14 protein-coding genes and 1 other annotated feature are annotated in these 12,522 nt (G+C 47.5%); all 14 genes read left to right on the top strand.

What is annotated here, in order from left to right; all coding sequences use genetic code 11:
• The first annotated feature begins 1 nt into the window (after position 1).
• The 14 genes from minD (at position 2) to pheA (ending at position 12,395) form a co-directional block, all read left to right on the top strand.
• Complete coding sequence (gene minD / locus AC1S8V_RS23420) at positions 2-796, top strand: septum site-determining protein MinD (protein WP_053783092.1); 795 nt, start codon at positions 2-4, stop codon at positions 794-796.
• A gap of 148 nt (positions 797-944) precedes the next feature.
• Complete coding sequence (locus AC1S8V_RS23415; RefSeq protein ID WP_482070976.1) at positions 945-1,793, top strand: peptidoglycan DD-metalloendopeptidase family protein; 849 nt, start codon at positions 945-947, stop codon at positions 1,791-1,793.
• Positions 1,786-2,646, top strand: a complete 861-nt coding sequence (locus tag AC1S8V_RS23410) for a M50 family metallopeptidase (RefSeq protein ID WP_482070975.1) — start codon at positions 1,786-1,788, stop codon at positions 2,644-2,646. Before AC1S8V_RS23415 ends, AC1S8V_RS23410 begins: the two co-directional genes overlap by 8 nt.
• Positions 2,647-2,752: 106 nt before the next feature.
• Positions 2,753-4,003, top strand: coding sequence for an Rne/Rng family ribonuclease (locus tag AC1S8V_RS23405; protein ID WP_482070974.1), 1,251 nt, complete (start codon positions 2,753-2,755; stop codon positions 4,001-4,003).
• A 56-nt stretch (positions 4,004-4,059) separates the two neighbouring features.
• Positions 4,060-4,144 (top strand) — a sequence feature (ribosomal protein L21 leader region).
• 14 nt (positions 4,145-4,158) lie between these two features.
• The gene (gene rplU / locus AC1S8V_RS23400) at positions 4,159-4,470 is read left to right on the top strand and encodes a 50S ribosomal protein L21 (protein ID WP_091037543.1); all 312 of its coding nucleotides are present in this window, start codon (positions 4,159-4,161) and stop codon (positions 4,468-4,470) included.
• Between the two features lie 13 nt (positions 4,471-4,483).
• Positions 4,484-4,813, top strand: coding sequence for a ribosomal-processing cysteine protease Prp (locus AC1S8V_RS23395; protein WP_482070973.1), 330 nt, complete (start codon positions 4,484-4,486; stop codon positions 4,811-4,813).
• Between the two features lie 23 nt (positions 4,814-4,836).
• Positions 4,837-5,148 (top strand): 50S ribosomal protein L27, encoded by a 312-nt coding sequence (gene rpmA / locus AC1S8V_RS23390; RefSeq protein WP_017692622.1) that lies wholly within the window; start codon positions 4,837-4,839, stop codon positions 5,146-5,148.
• 149 nt (positions 5,149-5,297) lie between these two features.
• Positions 5,298-6,035, top strand: a complete 738-nt coding sequence (locus AC1S8V_RS23385) for a Spo0B domain-containing protein (protein WP_482070972.1) — start codon at positions 5,298-5,300, stop codon at positions 6,033-6,035.
• 17 nt (positions 6,036-6,052) lie between these two features.
• Entirely contained in the window at positions 6,053-7,363 is a 1,311-nt protein-coding gene (obgE, locus tag AC1S8V_RS23380) for a GTPase ObgE (RefSeq protein ID WP_482070971.1), read from the top strand.
• A gap of 228 nt (positions 7,364-7,591) precedes the next feature.
• Positions 7,592-8,029 carry an ACT domain-containing protein gene (locus AC1S8V_RS23375; RefSeq protein WP_017692625.1) on the top strand — a complete coding sequence of 146 codons (438 nt, stop codon included), beginning with the start codon at positions 7,592-7,594 and terminating at the stop codon, positions 8,027-8,029.
• 58 nt (positions 8,030-8,087) lie between these two features.
• On the top strand, positions 8,088-9,374 hold the full coding sequence (locus tag AC1S8V_RS23370) for a homoserine dehydrogenase (RefSeq protein WP_482070970.1): 1,287 nt from the start codon (positions 8,088-8,090) through the stop codon (positions 9,372-9,374).
• A 116-nt stretch (positions 9,375-9,490) separates the two neighbouring features.
• Positions 9,491-10,561, top strand: a complete 1,071-nt coding sequence (thrC, locus tag AC1S8V_RS23365; RefSeq protein WP_482070969.1) for a threonine synthase — start codon at positions 9,491-9,493, stop codon at positions 10,559-10,561.
• Positions 10,558-11,526, top strand: a complete 969-nt coding sequence (gene thrB, locus AC1S8V_RS23360) for a homoserine kinase (RefSeq protein ID WP_482070968.1) — start codon at positions 10,558-10,560, stop codon at positions 11,524-11,526. Before thrC ends, thrB begins: the two co-directional genes overlap by 4 nt.
• Entirely contained in the window at positions 11,523-12,395 is an 873-nt protein-coding gene (gene pheA, locus AC1S8V_RS23355) for a prephenate dehydratase (protein ID WP_145325281.1), read from the top strand. The genes thrB and pheA overlap by 4 nt, the downstream gene beginning before the upstream one ends.
• Positions 12,396-12,522 lie beyond the last annotated feature (127 nt).

The raw sequence follows: 12,522 nt of genomic DNA, 5'->3' as shown, positions 1-12,522 counted from the left end.
CATGGGAGAGGCGATCGTGATCACTTCGGGTAAAGGCGGCGTGGGTAAAACAACCACCTCGGCAAACATCGGGACAGCGCTGGCGCTGCTCGGCAAAAAGGTTTGTCTGGTAGATACCGATATCGGCCTTCGTAATTTGGATGTCGTGATGGGACTCGAAAACCGTATTATTTACGATCTGTGCGACGTTGCGGACGGCCGCTGCCGTCTGAATCAGGCTTTGGTCAAAGACAAGCGTTTCGAAGAATTATACATGTTGCCTGCTGCGCAGACGAGAGACAAAAACTCGGTGTCGCCAGAACAGGTGAAGGATATTATCCTTGAATTGAAAAAAGATTTTGAGTACGTCATTATTGATTGCCCAGCCGGCATAGAGCAGGGTTTCAAAAATGCGGTAGCAGGAGCAGATCAGGCCATCGTGGTCACTACACCGGAAAATGCTGCAGTACGTGATGCCGATCGTGTCATCGGCCTGCTGGAGAGTTCGCACATTCAATCACCGAAGCTGGTGGTGAATCGAATTCGCAATAATATGGTTAAATCGGGTGACATGCTGGATATCGATGGCATCTTACAAGTACTTAATATTGACCTGATTGGGATCGTACCTGATGATGAGCTGGTCATCAAAGCGGCCAATTCAGGAGAACCTACGGTCATGAATCCGGATTCACTTGCGGCGATTGCGTATCGCAACATTGCACGACGCATTTTGGGAGATACGGTTCCATTGATGCAGCTGGAGCAGAAAAAGGGTGCTTTTACTCGTTTCAAAAAGTTCTTTGGAATGGGTTAATTCGTTAAACGGACTTATTTATTATCTGATTACATGACAGCCGTGGCTTATAGCCCGGCTTTTTTTGTTACCTGCCGACAGGCTTGTTCATATTATCAACCGCCTCTTCATAGGATGTAGTAAACAAGCCTCGGCGGGAGGACATTCCATGAATACGAAACTCAGAATCAAGCAGAGAAGAGAAGAACGCATTCGGCGACTGATGGACGGTGCGACTGTTGAAGTCTTACAGGAGCAAAAAGTAGGTTCGCTATTGGACAAGAATGAGATCATACAACGGAAGCCGTTTGCGTCTGGTGAGGGGACACAGGAAAGAGATCCGGAATGGCTGTGGAAAAAAGAGAATGGCCATTTCGTTCCAGGGGGGGATTCGAGATTCAACCTCTTTAAGTCACTTCTAAAGCGGACGTTCATTAGCGCTTTGATATTTGGCGGAGTATGGGGTCTATTTCAAATGGATACATCGTGGACGACATCACCCAAAACAGTAATTGCCGATGCACTCCATCGGGATATGGATTTTGCCTCAGCAGCGGCTTGGTATGAACGGCATTTTGGAGGAGCGCCTTCGTTTCTTCCGGTTCTTGGACATACGACGGATGCTGTCAATGGTTCAGGCATTCGACAGTTACTGGGCAAACCAATCTCAGGCACAGTGGTTCAGCCATTCGCGCTGAGTATGAAGGGAATAGAGATCGTTCCGGATGCCGCAGGTGCAGAACTTATACAGGTCGCCAGTTCGGATGCTGGGCGTGTCATGGAGGTTATCGGCGATGCAGCAAGTGGATTCACAGTTGTCATCCAACATACAGGCAATGTCACGGCAATATATGGTCGGCTGAACGAAAGTGAAGTGAACGTGAATGATTGGGTGGAAGCGGGGAATCCAGTGGGGAGTCTCAAGGCTACTGGTGGTCAGCAACCGGCCACGCTCTATTTTGCGGTCAAAGAGGGGGAGGAGTACGTAGACCCAGCGGAAGTCGTTGCCCTTGATTAGGGTGTGGGGAGTCCGTATTACGTTTCATCCGTTTTTTGTGATCATCATGATGGCCTCCCTTCTGACTGGACATTTTATTGAACTCATTACGTTGTTTGCGATCGTCTTCATTCATGAATGTGGACATGCTGCGGCTGCGGCCCTTCTGGGCTATCGTGTCTTGTCGATCCAGATGCTCCCTTTTGGAGGAGTAGCGGTTATCGAAGATGGAGGTACTATCACGGCCTACCGGGAAATCATGATTGCTCTCGCAGGCCCGTTACAAAACATGCTGATGGTTGGCGTTGTTTTGCTGTTGCAGTATGGCAATCTGGGCGATCCTGTTTTTCTGAGCTATATCATTCAGGGGAACCTGCTCATTGCCCTCTTTAATCTGCTTCCAGTACTCCCTCTGGATGGAGGTAAAATTGTTCAGGCACTTGTCAGTCTGTGGGCACCCTACTATACAACATTAATGTGGACATACAGAATTAGTATCCTGTGTAGCGCAGGAGTTATTTTGTATGCGATCAGCCGATGGCTGACCGGAGACTACGGCCTGCCGCTCAACATTCTGTTAATCGGCCTTTTTTTGTTCTATTCCAACCTGACGGATTACCGAAATGTGCCCTACCGCTTTATCCGTTTTCTCATGAATCGAGAGGGTGCGTTCGCTCGGCATGCGGCTACTGGCAGTTTGGCGCAGCCAATAATCTCATTTCCGGCGAAACCTTTGGACACTATTTTGCGTCTATTAAAGAGAGAAAGATACCATATGGTATACGTGATGAATAGACAGGGTCGAATTATGGCCGTGTTGCCTGAACAACGGATTATCGGTTCCTATTTTAGGCAAAATGGTGATAAATTGTAGTGTTCTGGTGGACCTGTTCTGAAATGGGTTAATACATGTACAATGAGAATTGCAAAGATACTGAAATGGATGTGGATGAATTGAATTGTCTTCTAGAGGTGAAGCCATGAAACAAATGATAGTACATAATGAACATAACCTCATGCAAATGGCGCTTCTGGAAGAAGGCAAAGCTGTGGAATTTACGGCAGAGCGTACACGCGAGCGTGGACTGCTGGGTTCCTTTTTCAAGGGACGGGTCGTGAATGTGTTACCAGGTATGCAGGCTGCTTTTGTGGATATTGGTCAGAAAAAGAATGCGTTTCTCTATGTGGACGATGTGTTACATCCCCATCTGGAGAAGCAGCCCAAGGTGAAGCCTTCCATCTCGGAGTTGCTTCGTCCAGGTCAGGAAATCATTGTTCAGGTTCTGAAAGAACCGGTAGGAGGCAAGGGAGCCCGGGTGACGACTCATTACTCACTCCCGGGCCGTTGGCTTGTCTACATGCCTGTTGCTGACTATGTAGCGGTATCCAAGAAAATTGCCCGTGAAGGGGATCGTTCCCGTCTTAAGGCACTTGGGGAGCAACTGAGGCGGGATGAAGAAGGGCTTATTATTCGAACCGTATCTGAAGAAGAGCAGCATGAAGCCATTCAGGCAGACTTGGAAACATTACGCGCGCAGTGGTACCTGATTCGTGAAAAAGCAGACAGTTTGCCTTCGCCAAGTCTCTTGCATCGGGATCATAGCATGGTGCAGCGAATCATCAGAGATGTGTATACACCGGGCAGTGATGAAGTCATCACTGATAGTGAAGGACAAGCCCGTGAGGTAAAAGCATTGCTGGAAGAGATTAGTCCTGGTCATCAACCGAAGGTACAGGTTTATCGGGGAGCAGAGTCTATCTTTGCTGCTTATGGTGTCCAGGAGCAGTTGAACAAGGATTTTGCCCGGAAAGTGTGGCTGCCCGGAGGCGGATATATTGTCATTGACCATACTGAAGCTCTGACTGTAGTGGATGTGAACACGGGCAAATATACGGGAGCTGGCGGTGACAGTCTGGAAGAGACTGTGACGGAAACCAACATGCAGGCAGCAGTGGAGATTGCCCGGCTGATGCGCCTGCGTGATATCGGTGGCATGATTATTGTCGACTTCATTGATATGGAGGAAGCTTCGAATCGGCATGAAGTCGCGGCAACCTTGGAGGGCGAGCTCAAGAAGGATCGGACCAAAGCGTTTGTAATGGGTTGGACCAAGCTGGGCTTGCTCGAACTTACCCGTAAGAAAGTGCGGGAAGAGAGTACGTTGCCCTATGTGGAGCTGTGTTCTTCCTGTCATGGTACGGGGAAAAGATATATTTCACCTTTGCATTGATTTTTGATATATTGCGTGATATAATATTCAAGTATGTGTTTAGCCTATTGGTCTTGCACATGCTGTAACCGCACTGGCCGGGTATAAGAACAGTTCCGCAAGGATACTGTCACCTGAGAACGGGCGAGTCTGAGACATGAGGAGGTGCAAGGCAAATGTACGCAATTATTGAAACAGGCGGCAAACAGTACAAAGTCCAAGAGGGCGATGTTCTGTTCATCGAGAAATTGACTGCGAACGATGGCGAAAGCGTAACGTTCGACCGTGTCCTGGCTGTATCTAACGATCAAGGTTTGACAGCAGGTACACCATTGATTTCCGGAGCTACTGTAACGGCTAAAGTGGAGAAACATGGCAAAGGACAAAAGGTTATTGTATACAAATACAAACCTAAAAAGAACTACCATGTGAAGCAAGGTCACCGTCAACCGTACACTAAAGTAACTATCGAAAAAATCAAAGCGTAAGAAGGTGCGATAAGTGATTATCGTTCAAATCTTTCGTGATGAGGACGGGAGCATCGAACGCTTTTCCATCGAAGGGCATGCTAATTTTGCCAAGCGGGGAGAAGACATCGTATGTGCCGGGGTATCCGCTGTTACAGTGGGTACGGTGAACTCGATTGAAACATTGACTGGTGTCGAAATGGACGCCAAGATGAAGAATGGCTTTTTAAGTGGTTCTTTACCTTTGTTAGAGAGAGGGGAAACCTGGTCCCAGGTACAATTGTTACTCGAATCCATGGTGGTTATGCTCTCTAATATTGAAGAGTCATACGGGAAGTATATTCAGATACAGCAACTCAAATAATCAAAGAAGGAGGACAACCAATCATGTTGAAATTAAATCTTCAGTTATTCGCATCGAAAAAAGGTGTAGGTTCCACGAAGAACGGACGTGACAGTAATGCTCAACGTCTGGGTGTTAAACGTGCTGATGGTCAAACTGTAACTGGTGGTAGCATTCTCGTTCGCCAACGCGGAACGAAAATTCACCCAGGAACTAACGTTGGCATCGGTAAGGATGACACTTTGTTCGCGAAAATCGACGGCGTTGTAAAATTCGAACGTTGGGGACGCGATCGCAAAAAAGTAAGCATCTATCCTGTTAATGTTGCTCCTGTAGCAGCTGCAGTAGAAGCGTAATATCGGCATTCCGCCTAAGGAGCCTTCGGCATTTTTGCCGGAGGTTTTTTGTATTCACGGTTATTCGATAATGAACTGGCAGAAAAGACATGTTATACTTGGTTACGGTGGGTGTAGACCTACCGAGTTTTGTAGAACGGGGAGAAGCCATGAAATCTTGGAAAAGAGTGCCGTGGATTGCGGCATGTTCACTTCTGATTCCTTTGGTTTTCGTTATGTTGTATCCGGCGATGATCTCAAGCGTCGTGTGCGCATTGTGGTCCGTCGCAGTATTGTTAATTTCTGTCAATGCGATGAAGAGACAGGCGGAGGCGGAACGCAGAACTATCATACAATCCATGGAAAAGACAGCAATTGCTTCATTAAATCATCATCGACACGACTGGATGAACGACCTTCAGGTGTTATATGGATATCTTCGGCTGGGCAAACTTGATAAATCCTTGCAATGTGTGGAAAGAATAAAAGAGCGGGTTACAGAAGAAAGCCGAATCTCCAGATTAGGCATTCCGTCCCTCGTATTTTATCTTCAGTCTTTCCGCGCCAGTGGAATCGCGCTGGAATTGCATGTGGAAATAGAAGATGAGTTGCAGCTTAGTGCTCTGGTCTCTCCCGAGGATGGCGAGTCACTTACCGGGGCGATTGCGGATGCAATCAGGGCCTATCAATATGGCGGCGGCCGGTCTTCTTGGGGAGAGGTTCGCAAACTGACCTTGAACTTCGGACAGGATCATGGAGATGTGGTTGTCCGACTGGACGGGGATCAACCACCCGATCCGGAAACACTGCGGCAGCTTACTGCCGTACTCAAAGGAAAAAAAGTCAGAACGGAGCAGTTTCCGTCTGAGGATACGTTTATACAATTCAGAATGCCGTGTGGAATATAGGAAGAAGGGGTTAACCAATGTTTGTAGATAAAGCGAAGATTTATGTAAAAGCCGGAGACGGAGGGGACGGAATTATTTCGTTCCGTCGTGAGAAGTATGTACCAAACGGCGGACCTGCCGGGGGCGATGGAGGCAGAGGAGCTGACATCATTTTCCGCGTGGATGAAGGTTTGCGTACGTTGATGGATTTTCGTTACCAGCGTCACTTCAAGGCCCCACGTGGTGAGAAGGGACGTAATAAAAGTCAGCATGGTGCAAACGCGGAGAACATGATTGTGCGCATTCCACCAGGAACTATCATCTTGGATGAAGACAGTGGAGAAGTACTGGCGGATATGACACGTCACGGTCAACAGGTTGTTATTGCTCGTGGTGGTCGGGGCGGACGGGGGAACATCCGATTTGCTACACCGAACAATCCTGCACCTGAACTTGCTGAGAACGGTGAAGAAGGACAAGAGCGTTACATCGTACTCGAATTAAAAGTTATGGCAGATGTTGGTCTGGTTGGTTTCCCGAGTGTAGGGAAATCCACACTGCTTTCTGTCGTTTCGTCAGCCAAGCCAAAGATCGGGGCATACCATTTCACAACCATTACACCGAATCTGGGTGTAGTCGGTGTAGGAGAAGGCCGAAGTTTCGTCATGGCCGATTTGCCTGGACTGATTGAAGGCGCACATGAAGGAATCGGATTGGGGCATGAGTTTTTACGTCATGTCGAGCGTACCCGTATTATTATTCATGTGGTGGACATGTCCGGTTCAGAAGGGCGCGATCCATTTGAAGACTGGCAGAAAATCAATGATGAACTGAAACTGTACAATCCGCTTCTGGCTGAGAGACCGCAGGTTGTAGCAGCCAACAAAATGGATATGCCGGACTCTGAAGCAAATCTGGCGCAATTTTTGCAGCAAGTTCGTGAGGTGCAACCGGATATTGAAGTAATGCCTATTTCCTCTCTGACTCGTAAAGGGATTCAAGAGCTCTTGTATCGTGCCGCTGATCTGCTGGATCAGATTCCGGACGAGCCAGTGGTTGAAGAGGTAGCAGACGTATCCGAACGTAAAGTGTACAGCTTGGACAAAAAAGAGGACGATGGTTTCCGTATTGTGCGTGAGAATGAAATGTTCGTTGTCGAAAGTGCCAAGATTGATCGCATGATGAAACGGATGCAATTGAACTCGCATGAAGCTATATTGAAACTCGCACGTACACTGCGTTATATGGGTGTGGACGCTGAGTTGCGTAAGCGCGGAGCTGTAGAAGGCACCATCGTGCGTATTGGAGACTTTGAATTCGAATTTGTGGAAGGCAGCAGTTACTACTAAGTAGCCGTCTTCCGTAGAGAGACAGATCGATATATGGACGCAGAGAAGTGGGAAGTTGACCCGCAACTCTGCGTTTTTTTTGTTTTTTCCTGACATGGGAGAAAGATAAACTTGATACTGTGAGGAACATATTTCAAAAAATAGGTGTGTCATGTATTGCCCTTTTGTCATAGATCCTATATAATGTCCACTATATGAATACATGAGTCTTTGAGGAGAGGACGTTCTGTGAACGAACGCTATTACTTAGTGCGGGAAGATATTTTACCAGAGGCTGTGGTGAAGACCATGCAGGTAAAAGAACTACTGGCTTCCGGTGATGTTAAAACAGTGCATGAGGCGGTTGAACAGGTCGGATTAAGCCGGAGTGCCTTTTACAAGTACAAGGATGGAATTCATCTGATCAACCAGCTTGAGCGCGAGAGAATTGTAACAATCTCCATTGATCTGGAGCATCAATCGGGGATCTTGTCTCGTGTGCTTGGACATGTAGCTGGTTATGGAGCTAACGTACTCACGATTAATCAGAGTATCCCGCTTCAGGGAAGAGCCAATGTTGTCATTTCGGTGGAAACAACACATCTTCACGGCGAAATTGGAGAAATGCTGGATCGGATGCAAGATATGCCTGGAGTGAGACGAACGCGTATTGTAGGCCAAGGTTAATTAGGCTTTATCATACAGGGCTGACAGACAAGAATAGACATTAGGGGGTAGATCGTTAGTGAAACCGGTAAAAGTCGGATTGTTGGGTCTGGGAACTGTCGGAACGGGAGTCGTTCGCATTGTGGAAGGAAATCAGGAGGATCTGAGCAGTCAGGTTGGATCGCCGATTGTCATCGAGAAAATCGCAGTGAAAAATACAGAGAAAGACCGTGTCATTGCTGTAGACCGCGCCAAGCTTACTGAAGATCCTTGGGAAGTTATTCGTCATCCGGATATTGATGTCATCGTTGAAGTCATGGGCGGCATTGATCAGACGAAGGAGTATATTCTTGAAGCATTGGAACGTGGGAAACATATCGTAACAGCGAACAAGGATCTCATGGCACTGCATGGTACAGAGATTTTGGCGAAGGCGCAGGAAAAACAATGTGACGTGTTCTATGAGGCGAGTGTTGCGGGAGGGATTCCGATCATTCGTACGCTGATTGAAGGTTTCTCTTCCGACCGGATCACCCGCATTATGGGGATTGTGAACGGAACAACGAACTTTATTTTGACCAAAATGAGTCAGGAAGGTGCATCCTATGAAGAAGTGCTGGCCGAGGCACAGGCGCTGGGATACGCCGAATCGGATCCAACCTCGGATGTGGAAGGACTTGACGCAGCTCGCAAAATGGCGATCTTGAGCACGCTCGGTTTCCGCACCAATGTGGAGTTGAAGGATGTAACCGTTAAAGGGATATCCTCCGTAACCCGTGAAGACATTACGTATGCCAGAAGACTGGGCTATGAGATGAAGTTACTTGGTATTGCGGACCGTATTGGCGATGAGATCACGATTAGCGTTCAGCCGACAATGGTTAGACAGAATCACCCGATTGCCTCAGTCAACGGCGTATTCAACGCAGTATATGTACACGGTGAAGCTGTAGGGGAGACCATGTTCTACGGTGCAGGTGCGGGAGAACTCCCAACGGCAACTTCTGTTGTAGCTGACATAGTGGCGGTTACCAAAAATCTTAAACTTGGCGTGAACGGTCTCAAAGCGATTGTGCCTTATAAGACGAAGCGACTGCAAAGCGACGAGCAGATCGTGTCGAAAAACTTTATTTTACTACACGTAGACGACAAAGCCGGTGTATTGGCACAAATCACCCAAATTTTCGCAGAATATGATGTCAGTCTGGCCTCGGTTGTTCAACAGCCGAATGAGCATAACCCGGATGCCGAGATCATTATCGTTACACATAATGCAAGTAAGGCAAGCATGGATAAAGTGTTAAAACATTTTGAATCACTCAGCGTCATTCGCCGCATTAAGAGTGTCTACCGGGTCGAAGGATAATTGTCCGTATCCCCATACGGCATCTCAAATATTTCAATTATAACGTACAAGTTAATCATATCCGGTTCAACAGGTCATCATTTCAGATTATTAAAACATAAAGGAGTTTACCCACAATGAGATATCAAGGACTTTTGCAAACGTACAGAGAGCACCTTCCGGTTAATGAAAATACACCCCTGCTTACGCTTCAGGAAGGAAACACACCTTTGATTCATGCAGAGAATCTGTCGGAGGAGCTCGGCTTAAATGTTTATTTCAAGTACGAAGGTTTGAACCCCACAGGTTCTTTCAAAGACCGTGGCATGGTTATGGCTGTTGCCAAAGCGATGGAAGAGGGCAGTCGCACAATCATGTGTGCATCCACAGGTAATACGTCAGCAGCTGCAGCAGCCTATGCCGCACGTGGGGGTCTCAATTGTATCGTGCTGATTCCGAATAACAACATTGCACTGGGTAAACTGGCCCAAGCGATGATCTATGGAGCCAAAGTGATTGCGATCAATGGTAACTTTGACCGTGCACTGGAGATTGTGCGTGAGATTACAGCCAAACACCCAATCACGCTTGTAAACTCCGTGAATCCGTTCCGGATTGAAGGACAGAAGACAGCAGCGTTTGAAGTGATTGAACAACTTGGCGAAGCGCCTGACATCCTGGCTATTCCAGTCGGTAATGCGGGTAATATCTCGGCTTATTGGAAAGGTTTCAAAGAATATAAAGAGGCAGGTAAATCCAGCACACTACCACGCATGGTTGGTTTTGAAGCTGAAGGTGCGATGGCTATTGTCAAAGGCGAGCCGATCCTTGAACCTGAAACGGTAGCAACAGCGATTCGAATCGGTAATCCGGCGAGCTGGAAAACGGCAGTAGCTGCAGCTGAGGAATCTGGTGGACAGATTAACTATGTAACGGATGAACAAATCCTGACAGCGTATCGTACGCTTGCTTCTCGGGAAGGGATTTTTGCTGAACCTGCTTCTGCGGCTTCCCTTGCTGGTGTATACAAACTGAAGAGTGAAGGGTACTTTAAAGGCGGAGAGACTGTAGTTTGTGTACTGACAGGCAATGGCCTGAAAGATCCTAATATTGCGATCAAAACGGTAGCGACTGAGCCACTTGTTGTTGAAGACACGGAAGAAGCAGTAATGGCGGCCATTGCACAACTGGAGCAGCAATCTGTATGAGTTTGCGTGAAAAGGTAACCGTAAAAATACCTGCAAGCACAGCCAATCTCGGTCCAGGGTTTGATACCCTGGGCATGGCATTGTCTTTGTATGCCTGGTTGGAAATGAAACCTGCCGAGCAGACAACATTTCATCTTCACGGCAATCATTTGACAGGCTTGCCTACAGACAAATCAAATTTGATTCATGAAGTGGCACAGATGGTATTCGATGAAGCCGGGGTGTCCGTACCTGAATTGGAGATTTCCATGTATTCCGATATTCCGCTTACGCGTGGACTCGGGAGCAGTGCATCAGCCATCGTTGGGGCACTGGCCGCAGCGAATGCATTAATTGGTGCTCCTTTATCCGATGCGAAGCTTCTGGATATGGCCACATCCCTCGAGAAGCATCCTGATAATGTGGGAGCATCTCTGTATGGCGGTATTATTACGGCTGCATGGAATGGTCAACAGGTAGATCATATACGTATTGAACCACACCAGGATTTGCAGGCTTTAGTTATTGTACCTGAATTCCAGCTGTCTACTTCAAAAGCAAGGAATGTGATTCCAGAGCAATTTGGCATGTCTGATGTGGTGCATAACATTAGCAGATCCTCACTGCTCGTTGCCGCTTTGGCGAGTGGGCGACTGGATATGATTCAGAAGGCGATGTCAGATCGAATTCACCAACCATATCGGGCATCATTGGTGCCAGGCATGGCTGAGATATTGGAACATGCTGTCGATCATGGAGCTTTGGGAGCTGCCCTGAGCGGAGCCGGACCGACTGTGTTGACTTTGGTCGATCGTCATGACACCCGAAAAGCGGAATTGGAACAATATTTGCTGGACACCATGGGGCGGGAGGGCATATCTGCTTCTGCACTGTGGCTCGATCCGGATTTGGACGGTGTAACCGTGCTGCCTGATCAAGACGAACGTCCTTTTTTGGACAGAATCAAAGGGGAAGTTAATGCATGAAACGAATTGCAGTATTACCTGAAGGCTCAGTTTCCCATGAAGCGATTGATTTCCTGTTTAACGGTGAACCGTTAGATTTGCTTCACTCGAAGCTAATTTCGGATGTATTTCGAGCAACAGATAGTGGGAAAGCACAATACAGTGTCATTCCGATTGAAAATACCATTGAGGGTTCCGTTAGTCTTCATATGGACTGGCTTGTGAATGAAGTGGACATTCCAATGCAAGCGGAGTGGGTGTACCCATCCATCCAGAATGTTATTGGACATGGCTCGGAATTTAAGACGGAGAGCGGCGAGTATGATTTCGGTAGAATTACCAAGATCATGTCTCATCCTGTGGCTATTCCACAGTGTCAGAATTTTATTCGGCTGCATTCGCCTGGGGCGGACCTTGAAGGTGTGAACAGTACAGCTGAAGCTGTAGAAATTGTGAAAAAAAATCCGGGTAAGGGCTGGGTGGCGATCGGTACAAAGCTTGCTGCTCAGAAGCATGGTCTGGACATTATGGCTGAACGGGTTACAGATCATGACAACAACTATACCCGTTTTGTGCTCATCGGCCATGAACCTGTGAACATTCCTCGTGAACCGGATCATGTGAAAACAAGCTTGCTGGTGACGTTGCCAGAAGATGCACCGGGAGCGTTGCATCAGGTATTGTCGGCATTTGCCTGGCGGAAGCTGAATTTGACCCGTCTCGAATCTCGTCCAACGAAGAAACGATTGGGCAGTTACTATTTCTACATTGATGTTGTGGAAACGGTCGATTCGGTATTGCTCACCGCAGCTATGGCCGAGATTGAGGCGTTGAATTGTCAGGTGCGCGTTCTTGGTAGCTATCCTTGTTATACATATCCTTCGAGGTAATCGGCCTTTATGATGGTTGAGATTGTTAGAAGGTTGTCATAATTGTGGGTAGAGTGAACAAGTAAGGGCTTGTCATTTGGTGTACAATGGACGGGTTAATAACGTTTAGGAGTACAGGGAATGGATA

This window comes from Paenibacillus sp. B46(2026) (assembly GCF_056786355.1).
Note: the sequence above shows the minus strand (reverse complement) of the source record. Positions and strands in the feature narration are given on the sequence as shown.

Bases quoted from the DNA above. Each gene is read 5' to 3' on its own strand.
- minD (WP_053783092.1), top strand. From the start codon at position 2: ATGGGAGAGGCGATCGTGATCACTTCGGGTAAAGGCGGCGTGGGTAAA.
- pheA (WP_145325281.1), top strand. From the start codon at position 11,523: ATGAAACGAATTGCAGTATTACCTGAAGGCTCAGTTTCCCATGAAGCG.
- thrB (WP_482070968.1), top strand. From the start codon at position 10,558: ATGAGTTTGCGTGAAAAGGTAACCGTAAAAATACCTGCAAGCACAGCC.
- AC1S8V_RS23405 (WP_482070974.1), top strand. From the start codon at position 2,753: ATGAAACAAATGATAGTACATAATGAACATAACCTCATGCAAATGGCG.
- rpmA (WP_017692622.1), top strand. From the start codon at position 4,837: ATGTTGAAATTAAATCTTCAGTTATTCGCATCGAAAAAAGGTGTAGGT.
- rplU (WP_091037543.1), top strand. From the start codon at position 4,159: ATGTACGCAATTATTGAAACAGGCGGCAAACAGTACAAAGTCCAAGAG.
- AC1S8V_RS23415 (WP_482070976.1), top strand. From the start codon at position 945: ATGAATACGAAACTCAGAATCAAGCAGAGAAGAGAAGAACGCATTCGG.
- obgE (WP_482070971.1), top strand. From the start codon at position 6,053: ATGTTTGTAGATAAAGCGAAGATTTATGTAAAAGCCGGAGACGGAGGG.
- thrC (WP_482070969.1), top strand. From the start codon at position 9,491: ATGAGATATCAAGGACTTTTGCAAACGTACAGAGAGCACCTTCCGGTT.
- AC1S8V_RS23385 (WP_482070972.1), top strand. From the start codon at position 5,298: ATGAAATCTTGGAAAAGAGTGCCGTGGATTGCGGCATGTTCACTTCTG.